General features: G+C 54.9%; 23 protein-coding genes. 16 read left to right on the top strand and 7 right to left on the bottom strand.

The features are described 5' to 3' along the window. The first annotated feature begins 104 nt into the window (after positions 1–104). Positions 105–443 carry a tRNA-binding protein gene (locus tag EDC28_RS02950; RefSeq protein WP_123420624.1) on the top strand — a complete coding sequence of 113 codons (339 nt, stop codon included), beginning with the start codon at positions 105–107 and terminating at the stop codon, positions 441–443. Between the two features lie 36 nt (positions 444–479). Beyond that, complete coding sequence (locus tag EDC28_RS02945) at positions 480–1,088, top strand: flavin reductase family protein (RefSeq protein ID WP_336391500.1); 609 nt, start codon at positions 480–482, stop codon at positions 1,086–1,088. Here the strand turns inward: EDC28_RS02945 and EDC28_RS02940 are convergent. Next, the gene (locus tag EDC28_RS02940; RefSeq protein ID WP_123420622.1) at positions 1,060–2,490 is read right to left on the bottom strand and encodes an aminotransferase-like domain-containing protein; all 1,431 of its coding nucleotides are present in this window, start codon (positions 2,488–2,490) and stop codon (positions 1,060–1,062) included. The genes EDC28_RS02945 and EDC28_RS02940 overlap by 29 nt on opposite strands. A 179-nt stretch (positions 2,491–2,669) precedes the next feature. Here EDC28_RS02940 and EDC28_RS02935 point away from each other — a divergent pair, with 179 nt between their 5' ends. Continuing rightward, a complete protein-coding gene (locus tag EDC28_RS02935; RefSeq protein ID WP_050660436.1) occupies positions 2,670–4,076 on the top strand; it encodes a cytochrome ubiquinol oxidase subunit I in 1,407 nt (468 codons plus the stop codon). After that, entirely contained in the window at positions 4,076–5,086 is a 1,011-nt protein-coding gene (gene cydB, locus EDC28_RS02930; protein WP_123420621.1) for a cytochrome d ubiquinol oxidase subunit II, read from the top strand. Before EDC28_RS02935 ends, cydB begins: the two co-directional genes overlap by 1 nt. A 33-nt stretch (positions 5,087–5,119) precedes the next feature. On the opposite strand, the gene cobO is transcribed toward cydB, so the two are convergent. Continuing rightward, positions 5,120–5,701 (bottom strand): cob(I)yrinic acid a,c-diamide adenosyltransferase, encoded by a 582-nt coding sequence (cobO, locus tag EDC28_RS02925; protein ID WP_123420620.1) that lies wholly within the window; start codon positions 5,699–5,701, stop codon positions 5,120–5,122. A gap of 70 nt (positions 5,702–5,771) precedes the next feature. On the opposite strand from cobO, the gene metH reads away from it, so the two are divergent. Further along, positions 5,772–9,425 (top strand): methionine synthase, encoded by a 3,654-nt coding sequence (metH, locus tag EDC28_RS02920; RefSeq protein WP_123420619.1) that lies wholly within the window; start codon positions 5,772–5,774, stop codon positions 9,423–9,425. A gap of 38 nt (positions 9,426–9,463) precedes the next feature. Here metH and EDC28_RS02915 read toward each other — a convergent pair whose 3' ends face one another. Further along, positions 9,464–9,721, bottom strand: a complete 258-nt coding sequence (locus EDC28_RS02915; protein ID WP_148049794.1) for a hypothetical protein — start codon at positions 9,719–9,721, stop codon at positions 9,464–9,466. Positions 9,722–10,012: 291 nt separating this feature from the next. On the opposite strand from EDC28_RS02915, the gene EDC28_RS19945 reads away from it, so the two are divergent. The 8 genes from EDC28_RS19945 to EDC28_RS02885 all read left to right on the top strand — a co-directional run bounded on the left by EDC28_RS19945 (position 10,013) and on the right by EDC28_RS02885 (position 15,786). Beyond that, positions 10,013–10,306, top strand: coding sequence for a hypothetical protein (locus tag EDC28_RS19945; protein ID WP_148049793.1), 294 nt, complete (start codon positions 10,013–10,015; stop codon positions 10,304–10,306). Positions 10,307–10,645: 339 nt separating this feature from the next. After that, entirely contained in the window at positions 10,646–11,674 is a 1,029-nt protein-coding gene (locus tag EDC28_RS02910) for a hypothetical protein (protein WP_123420618.1), read from the top strand. A gap of 67 nt (positions 11,675–11,741) precedes the next feature. Further along, positions 11,742–12,677, top strand: a complete 936-nt coding sequence (locus EDC28_RS02905) for a hypothetical protein (RefSeq protein WP_123420617.1) — start codon at positions 11,742–11,744, stop codon at positions 12,675–12,677. A gap of 274 nt (positions 12,678–12,951) precedes the next feature. After that, positions 12,952–13,245, top strand: coding sequence for a hypothetical protein (locus EDC28_RS19940; protein ID WP_148049792.1), 294 nt, complete (start codon positions 12,952–12,954; stop codon positions 13,243–13,245). Between the two features lie 117 nt (positions 13,246–13,362). Then, complete coding sequence (locus EDC28_RS02900; protein WP_123420616.1) at positions 13,363–13,638, top strand: hypothetical protein; 276 nt, start codon at positions 13,363–13,365, stop codon at positions 13,636–13,638. Further along, positions 13,593–13,859 (top strand): hypothetical protein, encoded by a 267-nt coding sequence (locus EDC28_RS02895; protein ID WP_123420615.1) that lies wholly within the window; start codon positions 13,593–13,595, stop codon positions 13,857–13,859. Before EDC28_RS02900 ends, EDC28_RS02895 begins: the two co-directional genes overlap by 46 nt. Before the next feature lie 864 nt (positions 13,860–14,723). Then, positions 14,724–15,167, top strand: a complete 444-nt coding sequence (locus EDC28_RS02890; protein ID WP_123420614.1) for a jacalin-like lectin — start codon at positions 14,724–14,726, stop codon at positions 15,165–15,167. Then, entirely contained in the window at positions 15,124–15,786 is a 663-nt protein-coding gene (locus tag EDC28_RS02885; RefSeq protein WP_170164009.1) for a hypothetical protein, read from the top strand. Before EDC28_RS02890 ends, EDC28_RS02885 begins: the two co-directional genes overlap by 44 nt. A gap of 99 nt (positions 15,787–15,885) precedes the next feature. On the opposite strand, the gene EDC28_RS02880 is transcribed toward EDC28_RS02885, so the two are convergent. Both EDC28_RS02880 and EDC28_RS02875 read right to left on the bottom strand, forming a co-directional pair. Further along, positions 15,886–17,841, bottom strand: coding sequence for a DUF6242 domain-containing protein (locus EDC28_RS02880; RefSeq protein WP_123420612.1), 1,956 nt, complete (start codon positions 17,839–17,841; stop codon positions 15,886–15,888). A gap of 3 nt (positions 17,842–17,844) precedes the next feature. Beyond that, complete coding sequence (locus tag EDC28_RS02875; protein ID WP_148049791.1) at positions 17,845–18,231, bottom strand: hypothetical protein; 387 nt, start codon at positions 18,229–18,231, stop codon at positions 17,845–17,847. Between the two features lie 363 nt (positions 18,232–18,594). Between EDC28_RS02875 and EDC28_RS02870 the strand changes: the two genes are divergently transcribed. Then, a complete protein-coding gene (locus EDC28_RS02870) occupies positions 18,595–19,170 on the top strand; it encodes a RebB family R body protein (protein WP_123420611.1) in 576 nt (191 codons plus the stop codon). On the opposite strand, the gene EDC28_RS02865 is transcribed toward EDC28_RS02870, so the two are convergent. Together EDC28_RS02865 and EDC28_RS02860 are read right to left on the bottom strand one after the other, a co-directional pair. Continuing rightward, positions 19,167–20,066 carry an aspartyl/asparaginyl beta-hydroxylase domain-containing protein gene (locus EDC28_RS02865; protein WP_123420610.1) on the bottom strand — a complete coding sequence of 300 codons (900 nt, stop codon included), beginning with the start codon at positions 20,064–20,066 and terminating at the stop codon, positions 19,167–19,169. The two genes, EDC28_RS02870 and EDC28_RS02865, sit on opposite strands and share 4 nt — an antisense overlap. A gap of 94 nt (positions 20,067–20,160) precedes the next feature. Next, positions 20,161–21,057, bottom strand: a complete 897-nt coding sequence (locus tag EDC28_RS02860; RefSeq protein ID WP_123420609.1) for a LysR family transcriptional regulator — start codon at positions 21,055–21,057, stop codon at positions 20,161–20,163. 99 nt (positions 21,058–21,156) lie between these two features. Between EDC28_RS02860 and EDC28_RS02855 the strand changes: the two genes are divergently transcribed. Together EDC28_RS02855 and EDC28_RS02850 are read left to right on the top strand one after the other, a co-directional pair. Continuing rightward, positions 21,157–21,936 (top strand): dioxygenase family protein, encoded by a 780-nt coding sequence (locus tag EDC28_RS02855; RefSeq protein WP_123420608.1) that lies wholly within the window; start codon positions 21,157–21,159, stop codon positions 21,934–21,936. Beyond that, the gene (locus EDC28_RS02850; protein ID WP_123420607.1) at positions 21,933–22,604 is read left to right on the top strand and encodes an alpha/beta hydrolase; all 672 of its coding nucleotides are present in this window, start codon (positions 21,933–21,935) and stop codon (positions 22,602–22,604) included. Before EDC28_RS02855 ends, EDC28_RS02850 begins: the two co-directional genes overlap by 4 nt. Positions 22,605–22,607: the final 3 nt, after the last annotated feature.

Below are 22,607 nucleotides of genomic sequence, written 5' to 3'. Positions count from 1 at the left end.
ACCAAGCTATTGATGCGTATAGTGAAATTTCAATCAGCATTGAAAGCCACAAAAGCGCTGGAGCTGGCGCTGGCCCAAGGCCCGACCCACAAGGAGCAACACCCATGGAACACATCGGTTTTGACGACTTTTTAAAAGTGGAGCTGCGGGTAGGGCAGGTCATCGCCGCCGAGGTGTTTAAAGAGGCCCGAAAGCCCGCCTATGTGTTGCAGGTGGATTTTGGCCCGGGGCTCGGTGTGCGAAAATCTTCGGCGCAAATTACCCACCACTACACACCAGAAGAACTGGTGGGTCGCCAGGTGGTGGCGGTGGTGAATTTTCCGAAAAAGCAGATTGGGCCTTTGATGTCCGAGTGCCTGGTGACCGGCTTTCACGACCAAAACGGCGCCGTCGCCCTTTGCGTACCGGACAAACCCGTGCCCCTTGGCACCCGGCTGCTCTAAGCGCCGGTTCAGTAAAACGAGATGTCTATGTCACAGATGCATTTTTACCAGCCATCCCTGGGCCACGGCCTGGCCCACGACCCCTTTAACAGCATCATCGCGCCTCGGCCCATCGGCTGGATCTCCAGTCAAAGCGGCGACGGCGTGCTAAACCTTGCGCCCTACAGTTTTTTTAACGCCTTTAACTACGTGCCGCCCATCATCGGCTTTGCCAGCATCGGCGCCAAAGACAGCCTCAAAAACATCCAAGAGACCGGCGAATTTTGCTGGAACCTGGTGACCAAACCGCTGGCAGAAAAAATGAACCAAACCTGCGCCGCTGTTGGCCCGCAGGTGGACGAATTCCAACTGGCGGGGTTGACCCCCAAGGCCTCAAGTGTGGTTGCCGTGCCTCATGTGGCACAGACCCCAGTGGCCTTTGAGTGCAAGCTCAGCCAATGCATTCAGCTCACCACCGCCAGTGGCGATGCGGTAAATACCTGGCTGGTGTTGGGGGAAGTGGTAGGGGTGCATATCGACAAGGGTCTTTTAAAAGACGGCGTCTTTGACACCATCGCCGCCCAGCCAGCCCTTCGCGGCGGCGGCCCGGCCGATTACTTCACCATCAGCGAAGCGCTTAAATTTCAGATTTACCGCCCCGCTTAAGCCCGTCAACCAAAACACGAAGCCGTGCCAGGGCCTGGCGCCTTGGCCCGCTCCAGGGGTGGGCAAAGCTCAGCCGCAGGCAGTGGCGGTAAAGCCCCTGCTGGCTGGTGAACATGGGCCCAGGTGTGATCATGATGCCCTCTTGCCGGGCGCGCTGATAAAGCGCCAGGGTATCAAGCTCTGGCTCCAGGTTCAGCCAAAGGCACAAGCCGCCATCGGGCACCCTGTGGTGGCAATCGCTAAAGTGCTGGGCCAGCAAGTCGAGCAGTGCATTGCGCTGCACCCGCAGGCTTTGCTGCTCCCGGCGTAGGTGGCGGTCGTAATCGCCTCGGCGGATAAACTCGTCCAGGCCCTGCTCGATAAGGCGGTTACTGGCAAGGGAGGTTATCTGTTTTAGCTGGGCCAGGCGCTTGGTAAAGGCGGGGCCTGCTACATAGCCCAGGCGTAAATCCCGCGACAAACTCTTTGAAAACGAGCTGCACAGCAAGGTGTGCTCGGGGGCAAGCGCCAGCATTGGCGGCAAGGGGGCGCTGCTGAACGAAAGCTCGGCGTAGATGTGATCTTCTATCAGGGTCAGCCGGTGCTGCTTTGCCAAGGCCGCCAGTGCAAGGCGCGCCTCAAGCGGCATAAGGGCGCCGGTAGGGGTGGCAAAACTGGGGGTTAATACCAGCGCCGTGATTGGCCATTGGGTCAGGGCCTTGGCGACATCGGCGGGGTTAAGGCCGGTAGCCGGGTCGCAAGGTAGTTCCAGCACTTTAAGGCCAAGCTCTTGCAGTAGCTGCAAGGTACCGAAATACCCTGGGCTTTCCACCGCCACCACATCCCCAGGCTGGGTGCAGCTTTTCAGCGCCAGCAACAGGGCGTGCTGGCAACCGTGGGTTACCACAATGTCGGCGGCCTGCGACGTGCAGCCTTGCTGGCGAAGCCTGTGGGCCAGGGTGTCGCGAAGCTCAGGCAGGCCGGCTGGGTCTTCATAATGCTGATGCTGCGCGCCCTTGGTATGGCGCATGGCCCGGCTGATGGCCCGGTGCAGCAGCTCAATGGCGGGGGGCTTGGCGTCAAAGCGGCTCTCGGCGGGCAGCAGATCGAAGGCGGCGCCTTTAAGCATCACATCATGCACCACATCATCAATGCTCAGCAGCCGTGGGGCGGCCTCAAGGCTTGAGGGGGTAGCGGTGGGCGCCTTTGCCGGGCGCGGGTTCACAAAGTAACCGCGCCTTGGCTGCGCTTCCACCCAGCCTTGGGCTTCCAGTTCGCCAAGTGCGTGCAGCACTGTTGCCCGAGACAGCTGCAAACGCTGCATGAGCTGCCGCACCGACGGCAGCATGTCTCCGGCCTGCCAACGGCCTTTTTGAATGTCGTCTAATAAGGCTCTGGTCAGGCGCTGGTAACGAAAGGCCACGGGCTTGGCTCCGGCTAAATTGGGGCTTCAGTGTAATCTGTTCCTATAAAAATTAAAAAAACAGTGTCTGTTCTCAATTGTATGCGCGCCCTAGGCTAGCCCCGCTCGCCAAACCAAGGGGCATACCATGACAATCCAAACACTGCTTCGTTATTGCTACCGGCACGGAGGGGCTTTTTATGGGCTTCTTTGATGCTTTGCACCTGGCCCGACTCCAGTTCGGGTTTACCGTGTCTTTTCACATTATCTTTCCGGCCATCACCATTGGCCTGGCGTCCTTCCTGGCTGTGCTGGAAGGCCTATGGCTTTGGAAAAAAGAACACGTTTACAAAGACTTGTATTTTTTCTGGTCCAAGATCTTTGCCGTTAACTTCGCCATGGGTGTGGTCTCCGGCATCGTGATGGCCTACCAGTTCGGCACCAACTGGAGTTATTTCTCCACCTTTGCAGGCTCCGTGACCGGACCGCTGCTCAGTTACGAGGTGCTGACCGCCTTTTTCCTTGAGGCCGGTTTTCTTGGCGTACAGCTGTTCGGCTGGGACCGGGTTAGCCCGCGCATGCACTATTTCGCCACCTTGATGGTGGCGCTGGGCACCTTGATCTCCGCCACCTGGATCCTCGCTTCCAACAGCTGGATGCAAACCCCGCAGGGCTTTGAGGTCGTAGATGGCAAGGTGATACCGGTTGACTGGTTTCGCATCATCTTCAACCCGTCCTTTTTCTACCGCCTGCCGCACATGGTGCTGGCGGCCTACCTCAGCACCGCGCTGTTCGTGGCGGCAACGGCGGCCTGGCATCTGCTAAAGGGCAACGGCAACGGCGCGGTGAAAAAGATGCTGTCCATGGCCATGTGGATGCTGCTTGGCGCCATGCCGCTACAGCTGTTGGTGGGGGATGCCCATGGCATTAACACCCTGGAGCACCAACCGGCCAAGCTTGCGGCAATTGAGGCGCACTGGCAAAACCGCCCAGGTGAGGCAGTGCCTTTAGTGCTGTTTGCTCTGCCAAGCAACGACGACGAGACCAACCACTTCGCCCTTGAGGTGCCTCATCTTGGCAGCCTGATCCTTACCCATAGCTTCAGCGGCCAAATTCCGGCCCTCAAAGACTTCCCCAAGGAAGACCGGCCCAATGTGCCGGTGGTGTTTTGGACCTTCCGGGTGATGGTGCTGCTTGGCATGTTGATGCTGGCCTTAGCGTTTTGGGGGCTTTGGCTAAGAACAAAAGGCCGGCTCTACAACCACGGCGGTTTCTTGCGCTTTGCGCTACTGATGGGGCCAAGCGGGCTGGTTGCGCTTTTGGCGGGGTGGATGACCACCGAAATTGGCCGCCAACCCTGGGTGGTGTATGGCCTGATGCGCACCAAAGACGCGGTATCCAACCACGCGGCTGCCGCCATGGCGGGCACCCTTATCACCATCATCGTGGTTTACCTGCTGGTGTTTGGCACCGGGGTGTATTACCTGCTGCGCCTGGCAGCCAAGGGCCCACAGCAGGCATCGCCCGTAAACCCCGACCCCAACCATAGCCCGGCACGGCCGTTAAGCGCCGCAGAAGAAGGTCTGTACGACGAGGAGACACACTGATGGGTATCGACTTACCGGTGATCTGGGCGGTGATCATCGCCCTTGGGGTGATGCTTTACATCGTCATGGACGGCTTTGATCTTGGCATTGGCATTCTCTTCCCTTTGATAAAAGACCGCCAGGAACGGGATTTGATGGTGAACACCGTGGCCCCGGTGTGGGACGGCAACGAAACCTGGCTGGTGCTGGGTGGTGCAGGCCTGATGGCCGCCTTCCCTCTGGCCTATTCGGTGATCTTAAGCGCCCTTTACTTGCCGCTGCTGGCCATGTTGATTGGCCTGATTTGGCGCGGGGTAGCCTTTGAGTTCCGCTTTAAATCCGACGAATCCCACCGGCCCTTTTGGGACAAAGCCTTCTTCAGTGGCTCGTTGCTGGCCACCTTCAGCCAGGGGGTGGTGCTGGGCAGTTTTGTGCAGGGCATCAAGGTGGTGGATAACGCCTACGCCGGTGGCATTTTTGACTGGCTCAGCCCCTTTAGCCTCTTTTGCGGCCTGGGGCTGGTGGTAACTTATGCCCTGCTGGGCAGCACCTGGCTGGTGCTAAAGACAGAAGGGCGGCTTTATGCCCAAGTGTGCCAGCTTAGTCGCCAACTGGTGGCCTTGCTGCTGGTGTTCATGCTGGCGGTGAGTCTGTGGACACCGCTGCAATCGCCAGCGGTCTTTGCCCGCTGGTTTAGCCTGCCGAACCTGTACTTCTTCCTGCCGGTACCGGTACTAACCCTGCTTGCCTGTTGGGCTTTGGTGCGGTCGGTGAGCGGCAAGCCCCATATGGCGCCCTTTGTGCTGACCCTAGTGCTGGTCTTTTTGGGATACAGCGGCCTTATCATCAGCATTTGGCCGCACGTTATTCCGCCCGGCATAACCCTTGAACAGGCCTCTTCACCGCCGCAAAGCCAGGGGTTTGCGCTGGTGGGGGCGCTGCTGATCTTGCCGGTTATCCTCGGCTATACGGCGTGGTCCTACTACGTGTTTAGAGGTAAGGTTCGCCTCGGCGACGGTTACCACCACTAACAAAAAGCCCCGCTCTTGCGGGGCTTTTTGCTGTCAGTAATCAAGGCCAAGCTGGGCCTTGATGCCAGCGTCAAAGGCGTGTTTGACCGGGCGGATTTCTGACACCGTATCGGCCATCTCCAGCAGGCGGCGGTGAGCGCCGCGGCCGGTCACCACCACATGTTGCAGGGCAGGGCGGTTGGCAATGGCATCGAGCACCTCGTCGATATTCAGGTAGTCATAGCTCAGCATGTAGGTCAGCTCGTCCAGCACCACCAGGTTAATGGCCGGCTCTTTAAGCCAGGCCTTGGCCTCTTCCCACACCTTTTGGGCGGCGGCCATGTCCAGCTCGCGGCTTTGGGTGTCCCAGGTAAAGCCGGTGGCCATTACCGCAAAAGGTACGCCGTGGCTTTGTAACAGGTCGCGCTCGCCGCAGGCCCAGCTACCTTTTATAAACTGCGCCACGGCCGCCGTTTGGCCATGGCCCACAGCCCGGCACACTGTGCCAAAAGCGGCGGTGGACTTGCCTTTGCCGTTGCCGGTTAATACCAGCAAGATGCCGGTCTCGATGGTGGCGGCCTCGATACGGGCGTCGACCTTTTCTTTGAGTCGCTGTTGGCGCGCTTGGTGAGACATTAGGGCTACCTGTTTTTTGCCAATTTGCGTATTATGGCCGTCCAAACGTATAAACGTCCAATGGTGTCCGATGTCCGAACAACTCCTTGCCGCTCTCAAAGACCGCATCCTCGTTATCGACGGCGGCATGGGCACCATGATCCAGAACCGCCAGTTGGAGGAGAACGACTTTCGCGGCGACAGGTTCGCCGATTGGCCGAGCGATCTCAAGGGTAACAATGACTTATTGGTGCTTACCCAGCCCAAGGTCATCAAAGACATCCACCGCCAGTACCTGCTGGCGGGGGCCGATATCATCGAGACCAACAGCTTTAACGCCACCCCCATCGCCATGGCCGACTACGGCATGGAGGCGCTGTCCAAAGAGATAAACCTGGAAGCCGCTCGCCTGGCTCGCCAGGCCGCCGATGAAGTGGCAAGTGAAACCGGCATTCCCCGCTTCGTTGCCGGGGTATTGGGCCCCACCAACCGCACCTGCTCCATCAGCCCCGATGTCAACGATCCCGGCTATCGCAACGTCAGCTTCGACCAACTGGTCGCGGCCTACACCGAGTCCACAGAAGCGCTGATTGACGGCGGCGCCGACATTATCTTGGTAGAGACCATCTTCGATACCTTGAACGCCAAGGCAGCGCTCTTTGCGGTAGACGCCTTAATGGACGCCAAGGGCATCAAGCTGCCGGTGATGATCTCCGGCACCATTACCGACGCCTCGGGCCGCACCCTTACCGGCCAAACCACAGAAGCCTTTTACAACTCGCTGCGCCACGTGCGGCCGCTGTCCATGGGCCTTAACTGCGCCCTGGGCCCTAAAGAGCTGGCGCCCTATATTGAAGAGCTATCCCGCATTGCCGAATGCTATGTGTCGGTGCACCCCAACGCCGGCCTGCCGAACGAATTCGGCGGCTACGACGAAACCCCCGAGCAAATGGTCGAATTTATCGGCCAGTGGGCCAAAGACGGCTGGCTGAACCTGGTGGGCGGCTGCTGCGGCACCACCCCTGCCCACATCAAGGCCATGGCCGAAGCGGTCAAGGGCCTCAAACCCCGGGCGCTGCCGGACATCCCGGTCGCCACGCGGCTTTCCGGCCTTGAGCCTTGCAACATCTTTGCCGATAGCCTGTTTGTGAACGTGGGTGAGCGTACCAACGTCACCGGCTCGGCGCGGTTTTTAAAACTGATTAAATCCGGCGATTACGAGACCGCCCTTGAAGTGGCGCGCCAGCAGGTGGAAGCCGGGGCGCAAATTATCGACATTAACATGGACGAAGGCATGCTCGATGCCGAAGCGGCCATGGTGCGCTTTTTGAACCTCATTGCCTCGGAGCCCGACATCAGCCGGGTGCCGATCATGATTGATTCCAGTAAATGGCACGCCATCGAAGCGGGCCTTAAATGCATTCAAGGCAAAGGCATTGTTAACTCCATCTCCATGAAAGAAGGGGTGGAGAACTTCAAAGCCCAGGCCAAGCTCATTCGCCGCTACGGCGCCGCCATGGTGGTAATGGCCTTTGACGAAGACGGCCAGGCCGACACCTACCAGCGCAAGGTGGACATTTGCACCCGCGCCTACCGCATCCTGGTAGACGAGGTGGATTTCCCCCCCGAAGACATCATCTTCGACCCCAACATCTTCGCCGTGGCCACCGGCATTGAAGAACACAACGACTACGGCGTTGCCTTTATCGAGGCCTGCCGCACCATTCGCGACACGCTTCCTCATGCCCGCATCTCCGGCGGCGTTAGTAACGTCAGCTTCTCGTTCCGCGGCAACAACCCGGTGCGCGAAGCCATCCACGCCGTGTTCCTCTACCACGCCATCAAGGCGGGGCTTTCGATGGGTATCGTCAACGCCGGCCAACTGGCCATTTATGACGATATCGACGACAAACTGCGCGAAGCGGTAGAAGACGTGGTGATGAACCGCCGCGAGGATTCCACCGAGCGGCTGCTGGCCATTGCCGACGACTACCGGGGCGATGGCACCGAAAAAGAAGCTCAAACCCAGGCCTGGCGCGAACTGCCGGTCAATAAACGCCTGGAATACGCCTTGGTTAAAGGCATTACCGACTTTATCGACCAAGACACCGAACTGGCCCGCGCCGCCGCCACCCGCCCGCTGGATGTCATCGAAGGGCCGCTGATGGACGGCATGAACGTGGTAGGGGACCTCTTTGGTGCCGGCAAGATGTTCCTGCCCCAGGTGGTAAAATCGGCGCGGGTCATGAAAAAGGCGGTGGCCTACCTCACCCCTTATATTGAGGCCGAGAAAGAAGAGGGCAAGTCCAACGGCCGGGTGGTGATGGCCACCGTTAAAGGCGACGTGCACGACATCGGCAAGAACATCGTTGGCGTGGTGCTGCAATGTAACGGCTTTGAGGTGATTGACCTTGGAGTGATGGTATCGGTTGAAAAAATCATCGATGCCGCCAAAACCCACAACGCCGACGTGATTGGCATGTCGGGGCTCATTACCCCGTCGCTGGACGAGATGATCCACAACGTCAAAGCCTTTAAAAAGGCCGGCATCAGCCTGCCGGTGATCATCGGTGGCGCCACCACCTCGAAAATCCACACCGCCGTGAAAATCGCCCCCCACTACGAGCACGGCGCTCTGTACGTAGCGGATGCCTCGCGCACCGTGCCGGTGGTCAGTAAACTCATCGGTACCGGCCGCGACGCCCTGGTGGCCCAGGAGTACAAAGAGTACGACATCATGCGCGAAAAGCGCCTCAGCCAAGGCCGCCGCAAAGCGCTGGTGAGCCTGGCCGCTGCCCGCGAAAACCGCGCCAGCACCGACTGGGCCAACTACCAGCCCTTTAAACCCAACAAGCTGGGCATCCAGGTGTTTGACGACTACCCCCTTGAAGATTTGATTGCGCGTATCGACTGGACGCCGTTTTTCCGCTCCTGGGAGCTGCACGGCCGCTACCCGGACATCTTCAAAAACCCCACCGTCGGCGCCGAGGCCCAAGAGCTGTTCGACAACGCCCAGGCGATGCTCGAAAAAATCCTCAACGAGAAATGGCTCACCGCCCGCGCCGTGATTGGTCTTTTCCCGGCCAACAGCGTCGATTTTGACGATATCGATATCGAAACCGACGACGGCACGGTGCGCCTGCACCACCTTCGCCAGCAGATGGAGCGGGCCGGTAACCACAACTTTGCCCTGTCAGACTTCGTGGCCCCCAAAGGCACGGTGCAAGACTACATGGGCGGCTTTGCGGTAACCGCCGGTATCGGCATCGACCCTTATGTAGAGGCGTTCGAAAAAGCCGGGGACGATTATTCGGCCATTATGCTCAAGGCCCTGGCCGACCGCCTGGCCGAAGCCTTTGCCGAACGCATGCACGAGCGGGTGCGCAAAGAGTTCTGGGGCTACGCCGCCGATGAAGCCCTTGATAACGAAGATCTTATCCGTGAGCGCTACAAAGGCATACGCCCAGCCCCCGGCTACCCCGCCTGCCCGGACCACACCGAGAAGGGCCTATTGTGGGATATCTTAAAACCCGATCAGCGTATCGGCCTTAACATCACCGAGAGCTTTGCCATGTTCCCCACTGCGGCGGTTTCTGGCTGGTACTTTGCCAACCCCGAGTCCCGCTACTTTGGGGTATCGGATATCGACCGTGACCAGGTGCAAGATTATGCGCGGCGTAAGGGCTGGACTATTGAGCAGGCCGAAAGGTGGTTGGCGCCGATATTGGGGTACGATCCCGAATAAAGAAAAACCGCCTGATGGCGGTTTTTCTTTATTAAGCGTCAAAGGAATAGGTAAGCGTGTAGCTCAACCGCTAACACCCAAAGCGGCGCCAACACCAGCCAGAAACCGTTGAACATGGCGATGGCACAAATCACCACAATCACAGCGCCTGGGCCTTTTATCAGGGCTATCAACAGATCCGCCGACATAGTGGCTTTAGGGTCATTAAAGAAGGAACGGGCGTAAGCCATGATCCCGCAGTAGCCAATGCCAATCATGGCCACTCCAAATCCCCCAAGCAGTAACAACTCGACCACCGAATATCCTCCCTGAAATGCTCAATTGAGCCTGAGTATTGCCATTCTACCGGCGTCAGCCCCCAAGTCGAAGTCATCATCAGCCCCGGATCAGGCATACCTGGATCTTTTTGTCTTTTTTATGCCTCACGGTTTACCCGCAGCATCGATATGGTTATGGTGGTTTAAGTTGCGTTTATGTGGATGTAAGCAAAGGGGTTTTGCAAAGAGCGGGGAAGCTCTTTGGGACAGCGATGATAGGGATATCAGCATTTGGGGGCTGTAACCTACGGGCGGTAGCGTGGGTTTTCAATGACTCCGCAATGGCTTGAAAACGCCTTTATTTACCGGTTATCTCAGCGAGATATTGCGTTATCAGCCTTCCATGGTGGCTCCTTCCGGCTCGCACGTCCTGTGCTCGCGCTCAGCAGCAGCGAAGCGGTGCTTCACTGTGCAAGCTTCGCCCCGACGCGTCTTTCGCTCTTTACCAAGCTGGCCGCCGGCATCCCTGCCTTTAGTCAGCTCATTCCTTCACGCGAGGCGCTGCACCTAACGGGCAAAAGAGCGGGTGGCTTCGTTATGGGTTTTGGTGTTGTGGGCGTTTAAAAGGCGTGCTCTCATGTTTACTGTTTTTATATACAGTGTATCTGTTGCGCCTATCTCAACAGGGCTATTGTGACAATGCGCTAGGCTCGCTTTTACTGGAACGACCAGTAGTAAGTTGCTAAAAAGTAATATAATTTAACTCATCCGATGTGATGATAACGAGCGCATGTCTCGCATAAAAACGAGACCGCTCGGTTTCATCGAGTCAAAGAAACTGTATGAGTGCAGAATAAATAGGGATGTCAGTTGGTTAGCATAACAAATAGCAACTGATCAGATGAGTGAAAGCGAGCGCGCTCGCTAATAAAACTGTTATACCACGTCAGGGTGCTTTGAGTAATGGTTGCTATTCCAGAAAAATATCAAAACGCACATAATCTATGCTTTATATTGCATGACATAATGACTCAGATAATTGTGTCTGGAGAAAAAGCAAATGCTTTCACCGTAGAGGTTAATCTTAGTGAAGAAGAAAAAAGATCAATTTCTGATGAAGAGCATATAATTGATTGGCTGAAGAAAAACGACAGAATTGAAGATAAAAATAAAATCATATCGGCAACTGTTCTTCCCGCGATTCTTTCAGATATGATGCATTGCATTTATGAGGCACTTTCATCTGCGTATAAAGGTAAAATGGCAGTTGCTTATATGCTCATTAGAAAGCCAATTCAAGAAAGCTTATTTGTTCTTGAAGAAATGCAGTTAGATAAAGGTGCTTTTGTAAGTAATCTTGAGAATGATATGTCACGCCTCCAGCCTAAAATTACAGGTGGAATAGATGGGCACGAAAAAAGAATATCTGAAGTTTTAGACTCACTTGGTTTTAATGGGGTTCTCGATGCGAAATATATCGCACAGCTTCGGTATGATAAGAGATCCGATGATAGCTTTGATGGAGTATGCAACAAAGCTATGCATCTATTTACAAGCCACCACTCCATAAAAACAGAAGACTTAAATATAAACTTTATATTTTCAGGGGTTAAAGGCTTATCTTCTCAGTGGAATTATTTTTATAGTCGTCTTCCGTATTTGCTGTTTTATATCTATTTGGTTGTAGAGCACGTCCTAGAAAATATTGCCCCAACTTCTGAGCAATATCTCTTAGATATGATGCGTCGCATATCAGCGCAATTCATATTGGCAAGTCTCGATGTCGAAGATCGATACGCAACAAATGAAAATGAAAAGCTTGTATCGTCATTGTATGCTTGGTTGATAGAACATTGTATTGAAAACGATTTCCCAATCCCAGAAATGAATGACTTAGAAAAAATGGCAAAAACAGGTGGGTTTCCGAATGAACCTCAAGAATCAATTGATAAAAGAGTTGCTTCGTTCGGTGCGGAGCATGAAGTGGTATAACAAGCAAATCCAGCCGACGCAAAAAGCGCGCGGCTGATTTGGGCGTTAGCTATCCAAGGAAAGTACAGTGTTTAATTATGCGCCCGGACTAGATCGATATGTTGAGCAAAGGCGAAAAAAGGTAGTCGACGGAAACCAAGAGACTATTGAGCAAATAAGAACGCTTGCAGGGTTGTTTAATAATAAACCTCTAGTAAAAGAGTTAACCCTTAGTATCTTAGATTCACTAAGTCGCTGCTTCAATGAAATAGAGAGTCAGCATAATTCAACACTTTTAATGATCTCGAATCTTAGATTTCTATTTGAAACCTGTATAACAACAAGAATTCTTGTTGCCGAAGAGTCATTTAAGTACAAGTTAAGATACTCGATTTACAAACACCAACTTGAAAAATCAAAGAGCCTCGAAGAATACGCACTGAAAGATTTGCGCAGACTCGAAAAGTTGTCAGCTGAGGAGGTCGCACTTGAGCAGCAAGCATCAAGCCCAGATCAGTTTATGGAAACGAAGATTGCCATAGATAAACTTTATGATGATCTTGATAAGGAAATTTCAATATTCTTAGATATGGCTGAGTTTAACGGTGCTGGATTTCACAAAACGTATATCAATTCATTCCTCTCTCAGCATCAAGAGAGGGAAGAGCAAATAGCCAATGAGTGGCTAGAAGTGAAGAAGTCCCTTCTCGAAGATGGCGAAGCCACGAGCTTATTCGATTTTAGGGGGCAGCTGAGTCGGGTTGAGAAAGAACTTAAAGATACTCGGAGCTGGAAGGTTAAAGCTGAAGGCGTTGGGCTATTAGAGATGTACAATTTTATATACGATTATACTAGCTCTCTGTTACACAGTACTTCATATTCATTGTTAGTGCCAAACCAACTAGAAGAAGGTGAAAAGCTGATGATTTTAGGCTTGGCAACTCGAATTAAACGAGATGCTTTAACAAATCTCTGCAAATTTTCGAACATCCCTAACATGAAGGTTATTCATGTTGAAAGCTAACAAGTGACTGTGGTGTTCTGTAAATTAATTAAGGCTCTTTCTCGGTCCATTTATCACCAGGAAAATAAAGGATACCCATCTTCAAATAACAGGGGACACCCATCTTCAGTTTCTCACAATTTCAGTGAGTTAGGGGGGGACAGGACGTTTACTGTGGCAGCAGCAGGCCGTGCGCTCCAAGCCAGCAGCGCACTGCGCAGGGCTGTATGAAGGGGAGGGAGTGGTACGCTATAAATGCCGAGTGTAATGATCCTGTTTGTCCTGGGAGTGTAGGATGGTAATTTGGGTTCTCAAGATAATTGCGTTTGTTTTGGTAGTGTTGTTTATTTTTTCTGCTTTGCATGCAATCCATTTTATTAATTCCGGTATGCTTAGGGTCAAGGATGAATATAAAACCTTAGTTAGAGTAGTTCCATTTTTATTTCTTGTAAAAAGAATATATAAAGAGGATGGTTTGTTATTTAGACGGCAAGGGATTAGATGGTTGCTTATCTCTGTTGCTGCAATTTTAGCTGTTTTTTGTGTTTTCTCTTTTTCCTATTATTTTGGGTTTTATCATCAGACATAATTATGTTCTTCTGCATTATTACTCATTTGGTGAGTTGAGAAATCTAAAGAGGGCATATATGTCCTTTTTTACTTTTCGCCGCTGCATTGTGGCAATGCCAGTTAGATGAGGTAAACCATGAAGAAAAAGCAACTGGCCATCGCCCTTGTGCTGGTTGGTATTGCTTCGGTAGGCGCCTTTATGGCGCCGTTTAAGCAGTTGGAACTCTACGGCCTTTATGGCGTTTATGAGCAAGGATCTGGGTTGGACGACGATGCCTTGGCCTTTGTGGATGCTCATAAGGCCCGTTACCGCGATACCTACCTTCACCTGCTTAACGGCGCCGAGCCTGGTTCCATGGCTGAAAAGTGGCGTTTGCTTTTGCCGATGTCTTTAAAGGCGATGCTGAGATAGCCCAGACCATAAAACATCTGGCGTCTTCCGCTGCCAGCAAAGACAGCCGCTGCCATTGGGCTGATGAAGCGAGCAATAGGTTTGAGCTGGAAAGAATCCAAATTTCTGAGCGAGCCAAAGAAAATGCCAACAAGATGCTGGGTATAACAATTGCTGACCGCCCCTCTAAAAATACCTTTGCCGCCTATCGGGTGGTGGATAACGGCTCCACCTGCCAATAAATTAAACAGATGGGTGCCATTTTTATCCTTTATCTTGTCATGCCGCCTTTATCGGTAAACCGAAACTATGGTTGTTATTAAATTTCTCGTAATACTGGCTTTTTTCGTTGGTCTGATAGGTGCTGGTGTTGCTTCGCTTATCTACCTTTCCCGGTTGAGAGCCTTGATCGCGCATCTGAAAGTACACCATGTTGGGCACTATCAAGCACTGGGTTGCCCTGATGTTGGGCTTGATTCTCGTGTTATGTCACCTTCAAAGCTAATTAGCTTTTTGTTCAAACAAGAGGGCTTTGATTATTGCGATGATGACTGCCTACAGAGGATAGGAAAAGTTAAAGCGGGTTTCGTATGGTCAGTGGGATTGATGCTGCTACTTTTCTTTTCTCTAGTAGGCTGTTGGTTTTTGTAGTGGCTATTCATATGAACAATCGCCCTTTGATAGCACAGTGAAGATCGTTGCCATAGCAAAAAAGTGGGGGCAAGTCGAGCCACAGCACCTGAAGATAAAGGCGAATGGCCTCAAGAGACCATGAAGGGTGTTCTGGCGATAATGTGAAAAAGCTATATATAAAAAAACGGCGCACTAGCGCCGTTTTTTATTCTATTTTCGTCAATTGGCTTATAAGCAATCAACCTGTTAATTAATTTCGAGTGGGCAGGTGCTGGCCTGGCTTTAATTCGACGCCATCATCTGGTATGAGGTGTTTTTTTCTACATTAGCCGAGGCTTATTTGTCTCGGTAAAAATCAAAAAAACTGATTTTAAATTTTTCTGGTTGAAAGTAATAGATCGTGAAAAGCACAGGCTGTTTTTATTTATAGAGCTGGCAATCTGGTCCTGAATCTTAATGAAAAGGAGAGCGACATGTCAGACAAACCGAAAACAGTTGAAGATGCCATTCTCGAAAGCGTGGTCACTCATACCGTTGGCACTAACGGTGGGAGCGATTTTGCCGAGGATATCCATGTACTTAAATCCGGCGCTATTTCAAAAATTGAAGTACGTTCCGGCGCTGAGATAGACAATATTCTTGTCTATTACGGCGATGTTCCCGGCAAACATCATGGCGGCAGCAAAGGGTCGCCAAGAACGCCTTTTGCCATTCCAAGAGGGTATGACATCTACCGGATCGAGGGGCGCGCCGGGGAACGGGTGGACCAATTGCGTTTTGTCGCCAAAACGGCAGACGGCAGCCAGGTGATCTCCTCCGAGCTTTTCGGTGGTGGCGGCAGCCCCTTCACCTTCGATGAATCAAAGAGGGCTGGTGCTTCGCCAAATTCGGGGCCGAAGCGGTGGTCGTATCGATAAGTTGCGCTTTGACTTTGGTTATCCCGTGCGGATAGAAAATGTCGAGGTTGATGAGCCGGCCCTTATCGCCCAGCTGAAAAAAGGTTCGCTCAAGTCGATCAACTCCATCACCTTTGAAAACAACTCGGACGAGAGTACCTCCGCAGCCTACTCGGATACCACCTCCGAGACCCATTCCCAGACCATTACCCGCACCCATACCGTCAATGCAATGATGGGGTACAGCTACGTCATCGGTGCCAAAGCCAGCTTTAAAATGGGGGAGATCTCAGCCACCCAAACCTTCACCTTTCAGTTCAGTTACCAGTACGCCTATGGTGTGCAAGAGACTGACAGCAAATCCTACGCGCACACGTGGAACGTCAATATTCCCTGCCCCGCGCGGAAAAGGACCACGGCGTCTATTCAGGTGCTGGAAGCGACGCTCAAAGATGTGCCATTCACCTATGACATCGTTTTCTATGAAAACATCAATGGCAAAATGGTCGAGAAGTACCGCTTCACCGAATCTGCCACCATGTCCGGTACGGTGCCGTCCTCCAGCCTGATTGTCGATATCTCCAGCGAAGACATCGTGGAAACCGACGGCCTGGAGCTGGGCTTGCGGGTGGTGGGTTAAGGGCCCCGGGGCAATGCCTGGCGGTTAGCCCTGCACTGTGACAGGCAATCATCGGCCATAAAAAACCGGCGCTTTAGCGCCGGTTTTTTATGTTGGCTATCAAGGTTTTGCTTTACAAAACAGCAAGCGCTCATTGGTGTCGGCGTAAAAGAGATAAGGCGTTTTTTGGTATGTGACCAAGGCAGGGCCCGACTGCATCAACATTTTCACATTGCCAACCGCAGCCGACGCCCCCCACTTATCGATACGCGAAACGGTGCAGAGCACTGGTGAATAGCCCATGGGCCAATATTGAGGGTCGTTCTGGCCAAGCACGATACCGCCTTGCGCCGTGCAGGCGCTGACAAGGGTGGCTAGGATGGTCGCGCCGGTGGGGGACGAACCGGGCCAGCTGTTGCTCGCCGAGGCGGTAAAGCGGGTCTGGTTGCTGGTATTAACGTGAAACAGGTACAGCTCGTCTTTGAATACACAGGCCGACACACTGGAGATGGCCTCGTCGGTGCTGTTGACGGGGGCATTGTTCGACCAGCTGCCGGTGCCGGGGTCGAAGATGCTGTAGATCAGCCGTTTGCTTGAGTCGTTGGCGACCCAGAAAACGTACAAGCGGTTGTCAAAGACACAGGGGGTGGGGGTGTAGGGGGTGGTTTCCTGGCGGATAGGGGTACCGGGCGGCCAGGTTTTCCCATCACTTGAAGCGCTCCAATACAGGCCTTTGTTGCCACCTTGCCAGAACACAAACAACTGGCCTTGGAAGGCCACGGCTGCCGGCGACAGATCGGTGGAGTCAACATTGTTGATGGTGTGGCCATCGGGCCATTGTTCGCCGTCGGTGGAGGGGCTGCAGTAAATCCGGTTGTTGGTGGCACCGCGCCAGAATACATAGAGTGCGTCGTTAAAGACGCAGGCGGCCGGTGACTGGATAGTGGAGTCCACATTGTTGATGTGTTTGGGGTTATCCCAGTTGACGTACATCGGCTCTAATACCGCGTCGAGGGTGTACTTACCGGATGAACCCGATACCGTTACCTGCGATTGGAAGTTGCTGGCCTGGTAGGTGGTCTGGCCAAGGGAGTCGTTATTGCCAGTGTCATTGTCAAAGAGCTGCACTTTGACGTTGTCGTTGAAATAGATACTGCGTCCTACTCCCCAGCTACTGTTGTCACCCATGGAGAACTGGCCATGGGTGGGGTAGCGATAGACCAGATCGTTGTCGATGGTAAACATGAGGTACACCTCATCCTTACCCATTTCAGAGGCCTTATTACAGGTGATGCTGTTGATTATCATGTAGTTGCGTGCCCTTGGCTGGTAGACCCTGGGCGCATCCCAGGGGAACACAACGCCATAGGATATGCCGACATCTGCGCCGCCCCCTTCACCGCCGCCGAGGCTTAACAGTACCCCCCAACCCAGCACGTCCGGCGGGAACAGCGAGATAGACAAACCGCCTTGCACCACCACTTCACCTTCAAAACCGGCATAGGCCTGGCCGGTTACCGACCAGCCGGACAACCCTTCAGGGGTGACCGACCAAACACCGCCAGTGACGCCGACAAAAGCAGTTTCGTCAATGCCGCCGCTCACCATGCCGCTAACGCAGAGCACCACCGTGTCGAAATCGCGCAGGGTGGTAATGGGCAGGCCAATGCTGATATTGCCTTGAATACCGAACAAAAAGGCGACTTCAACATCCGCGCCCAAGGTGAGCGACTGCAACCCAAAGTCGTCTCGCAGGCTGTATTCCTCTGCCAGTTGGCGGGTTCTGGCAAAGTCGTCGCTGGCAAAGGCGTCAAACAGGCTACGGGCCAAATCTTCATTGCTTTTGGCGCAAGAGAGCCGCTCGCGCAGCGCTTCGGCCTGTGCCGATGCCGAAAACCGCGCCAAAGCCGCCGCATATTCCTGGCAAAGGGCGCGGGCCGGGTCTGAGAGCGGCTGTTGCTTGAGTACCGCCGGTTTTTGCGGCGGCAATTTATCGCCGTGCTCGGCGCCCATGGCCTGATGGAGCGCCGCAAAGTGCCCTTGCAAGAAGGGGGAGGGGGTATGGTTGGAGGTCATGGCTCAGCCCTCCTGCCCAGTGCTGTTGCGGGTGACATTGAGCGTGTATTTCGCGCCGTTGGGGTTAGTCAGGGTAATGGCGCCAGAGGTGAAGTTGGGTTGGTAGTCATGGCTGACCAGATATTCAGATAAGGCGTTGATGTAATTAGGGTCTTGGTCGTAGAGGGTGATCAGCAGATCGCGTTCAAAATGGAGGGTCTTGTTGATGTTCCAGGTGGCGTTCTTGTTATCGTTGTCGGTCATCGAGTGATGTTTGCCAATGCCCGGGTAACGGATCGGAAAACCGGCATCAACCTGAAAGATGATATAGACATCATCGCCACCACCGCGGGTTTCGGATGTGCCATGGCAGGTGATGGAATCTAAGGTAAGCGACAGCGCGTGCATCATGACTCCTTTAGGAAGGTCGGGCTGAGAAGCTCCCGGATACCACGGCGCGAAGCTGCCTCAGGTAATGTTGGCAACGAAGGGTGTTACGCCTTGATGGCGAAGGGCATGGGGCGTGGTGGGCCATATTTGAGGCAGTAAAGCAGGGGGCTTGAGTGGCAATGCCACGGCGCATTCCATGCCGTTCTCAAGCCTTGGACAGTAGCCTGGCAGCGTCAACCTGGCCAATTTACCGGGGCGAAATGCAAGACTATGTTGTAAGGCGAATATGGCATGATGCTGATATCGCGTAGCTAATCGCAAGCCTGTCAACGAGCTACGCTTATCCTTCCGCCCGGTTATTTCCCTCTAAGCAAGGAGCGCATCATGTCCCAAAGCACCACGGTCAACCCGATGATCACCGACGCTGTTACCCAAGCCAACACCAAGGTCGTTGGCGAAGCGCCGGCTATGGCCATGGCCACGATTTACCAAACTATTGCCCATGCCACCAGCTTGGCCCTTGAAAACGCCGTTAGTGCGCAGTCCCAGCAATTTGTCATCTCCCAGGCGGCTACTGCCGAAGCGGTAACGATGATGTTTTCCCTGAATGCGGCGACCAGCGCTCCGTTGGCAGATGAGGCTTTTGCGGCTGGCAGTGCCAAGGTCCAGGCGGCGAGCTTTGGGGGCATAAACTCGCAGATAACCGATGCTATGAACCAAACCCTTCAGGCTGTGCTGGGCAGTGCCGGGGATTTTTCCTATGCGGTGCGAAGCGCCAGTGAGGCGATGCAAGCCACCTTGAATGAGATTAGTGCCGCCAATTACCAAAGCGCGCTGCACACCCTGCAGCTGGCCGCCACCGCCACTTGCCTGCGCTTGATGCTGGCAGACCCTACTCAGGCCGAGGCCTATGGCGAGGTGCTAAATAGCATTCGCCGTCTTGGCCAAACGCAGGTTTAAAAGAAAACGGCGTAAATCAGCCCGGCGTACAGTGCGTATTGCAGCAGGTAGTAAAGGGGTTTGTTGAAGGCTTTGATCCCTTTACCCAGCAAGCGCACCTTGTAGATCCCGGCAAAGAGCCGGTTAAGCAGGCCGACTTTGTCGCCCTCCACGTTCTTGGTGGCGGAGGCGGCCATCACCAGGCTCGAAAAGGCGCGGTTAAGCCAGCGTATCGGCGCCCAGGTCAGGGGGCGCTCAACGTCTAAAAACAGCACGATACGGTTTTGGGCCGATGCGTTTTGGGCGTGGTGGATATAGGTCTCGTCAAACATCACCGCCTCACCGTTACGCCAGCTGTAACGCTCGCCGTCTACTTCGATAAAGCAGTCGTTTGACTCGGGCACATCCAGCCCCAGGTGGTAGCGCAGCGAGCCGGCGTAAGGGTCGCGGTGGCGCACCAGCTTGGCGCCGGGTGGCAGCATGGCAAACATGGCGCCTTTTACCGAGGGCAGAGTGCGCAGCAGCGCCAGGGTTTGTGGGCAGCTTTGCCGGGCAGAATGCAGATCGGCCCCGTACCACTTGAGGTAATAGCGCTTCCAGCCGGTTTTAAAAAAGGAGTTAAAGCCGATGTCGTCAAGCTCTGCCGAGGCTTTGATGCCCGCTTGCGCGTTAAGGGCCAGGGCCTCGTCACGAATGCTTTGCCAGTGCTTGGAAAGTACCGCCAGTTCAGGGAACTGCTGAGGGTCGATGTAAGGGCGGTTATCGATGCGGGAGAAGAGATAAAACAGGCAGTTAATGGGTGCCAACAGGTTGGCATGGTCGGTAAATTTGCGGCGCAGCTTGGCGTGCTGCACCTGGCCGCGATGCTGGACATAAAACCCACAGGCAATAAAAACCAGCAGTACGTAAAAACCCATCCGTTTTCTCCAGCGCCACGCTCCTAACGGCTAGTTAACCGCGCTTGCCGGCGTTGGGCAACTACCTGTTGGGAAACTCAGTCTCGCCTTGGGGTTATCCCCAGTTCACCTGCGAAAATTTCTTCACCAAAAAGGCCACCAGGCTTTTTACCCGGGCTGGCAGCAATTTGCGGCTCGGATACACCACATAAATGCCAAGGGTAGGGGCCTGGTACTGAGGCAAAAGCTCCACCAGGCGCCCGGCTTTAAGGTCGCTCCCTACCATAAAATCGGGCTGCAGCACGATGCCGCCCCCGGCCAGGGCGATGGCGCGGCAGGTGTCGCCGTTGTTGGTGTAGACCCGGCTTTGGGTGCGCACCGCCACCGGGCCTTGTGGCCCTTCAAAACGCCAATCGTCCCCCTCGGACCAATGGCTGTAAGCGAACACCGGGTGCTGACTCAGCGCCTCAATAGCCGCCGGCGCGCCATGGCGCTCAATATATTCAGGCGCGGCGCAAAGGCGCATGCGGGTGCTGGCAAGGCGCCGGCTCACCAGGCTTGAGCTTGGCAGTCGGCCAATGCGTACCGCCAAGTCAAAGCCTTCTTCCACCAGATCCACTACCCGGTCGGCAAGGCTGATGTCCAGCTCCACCTTGGGTGCTGCCGCCAAAAACTCTCCCCAGAGCGGCGCTAAGTGACAGATACCAAAACTCACCGGCACATTCACCCGCACCCGGCCCTGGGGCGCCAGGGTATCGCTGCTGACCATGGCTTCTACTTCCCCGATGTCGGCCAGCACCGCCTTGGCGCCGGGGTAGAAGCGTCGGCCCGCTTCGGTCAGGGATAAACGCCGGGTGGTACGGTGCAATAGCCTTGCCCCCAGGCGCTGCTCCAGGGCATCAACATGGCGAGACACCGCCGCTTTTGACATGCGCAACGCCTCGCTAGCCGCCACAAAGCTACCGGCATCCACCACCGCCACGAACACCCGCATTTCAAGGTCCCGGTTCATTTTATTGTCTCACTAGGTGGGATAGTTAATCTGGATGCTAGTGGTTTATCACGAGTTTTGGCGGTAACACAATGGGCCATCAGTAGAACGGAGGGGATCATGGCTCCTGCACTTTTTGTTTCTCACGGCGCGCCCAGCTTTGCGTTGGAGCCGGGCCTGGCGGGCCCTGCCTTACAAGCCCTGGGGGCCAACCTTAAACCCAAGGCGGTGGTGATTGTCTCGCCCCATTGGATGACCCGCGGCGGCGTTGCCGTGACCACCGGCACTCACCTTGAGACCATTCACGATTTTGGCGGCTTTGCCCCGGCACTGTACGAACTGGCGTATCCGGCCAAAGGCGACCCGGCTCTTGCCAGCGAAGTGATGGCGCTTCTTGGAAAGGGCGGCTGGCCCGTCGTTGCAGACCCTCACCGCGGCCTGGACCACGGCGCCTGGGTGCCCTTGATGCACCTTTACCCCAAAGCCGATGTGCCGGTGGTGGCGGTGTCCATGCCGTACCCCATGGACGCCACAGCGGCCCTGGCTCTTGGCAAGGCCCTGGCGCCCCTTCGCGCTCAAAACGTCTTGGTGCTGGGCTCGGGTAGCCTTACCCATAACCTTTACGAGTTTCGCCAGCACAGTCTGGAAGACGAGGCCTATGTGGCGCGTTTTGCCGCTTGGGTGCGTGAAAAGCTTGCCACCGGCGATGATGCCGCCTTGGTGGATCTGTATAACCAAAGCCCGGATGCCCGCCGCGCCCACCCCACCAACGACCATTACCTGCCGCTGCTGGTGGCTCTTGGCGCCCGCCGCCAGGGCGATGCCTTTGGCGTGCTGGAAGGCGGTATTACCCATGGCGTGCTGGCCATGGACAGCTTTTTGTTTGGAGAGGCTCAATGAATCAGCGTCAGTTAACAGCCCTGAGCCAAGATGCGGCCTCCGGCCTTTATTACCAAAAACTCCCTGCCGCCGGCCAATGCCGTGGCCAACTGGTGCTGCTGCACGGGGTAGGGGGCAATGAAAGTAACCTGCGCGCCTTGGCCGAGTTTTTGCCGCCCCACTGGGCGCTGTGGTTTGTGCGCGGGCCTTTGACCCAAGGCCAGGGCCAATTTGCCTGGTTTCAGGTGAGCTTTACCGCCGCCGGCCCCAACCCGAACCTTGACCAAGCCGAAGCCAGTCGCCAAAAGCTGCTGGCCTTTATGGATAGCCAGCTTGATACCACGGCGCCCCGCGTGGTGGCCGGTTTTAGCCAGGGCGGCATCATGAGCGCCAGTGTTGCCCTTACCGAGCCAGAGGCGGTGAGTGGCTTTGGCATCTTAAGTGGCCGCATCCTGCCGGAGCTGGCGCCGCAGCTTGCCAGCGCTGAGCGCCTGGCGGCCCTTGAAGGCTTTGTGGCCCACGGCCGCTATGACGGCAAATTGCCCATCGACTGGGCCGAGAAAGCCACCACCTGGCTGACGGCACTTGGGGTGCGCCACCAGCTAAAACGCTACGACATGGACCATCAGCTAAGCGCCGAGGAGTGTGGCGATTTTGGCCGCTGGCTGGGGCAATTGAGCGCTAAGTAACAG

It is taken from the genome of Gallaecimonas pentaromativorans, assembly GCF_003751625.1.
In the GTDB taxonomy this organism is placed as follows: domain Bacteria; phylum Pseudomonadota; class Gammaproteobacteria; order Enterobacterales; family Gallaecimonadaceae; genus Gallaecimonas; species Gallaecimonas pentaromativorans.
Note: the sequence above shows the minus strand (reverse complement) of the source record. Positions and strands in the feature narration are given on the sequence as shown.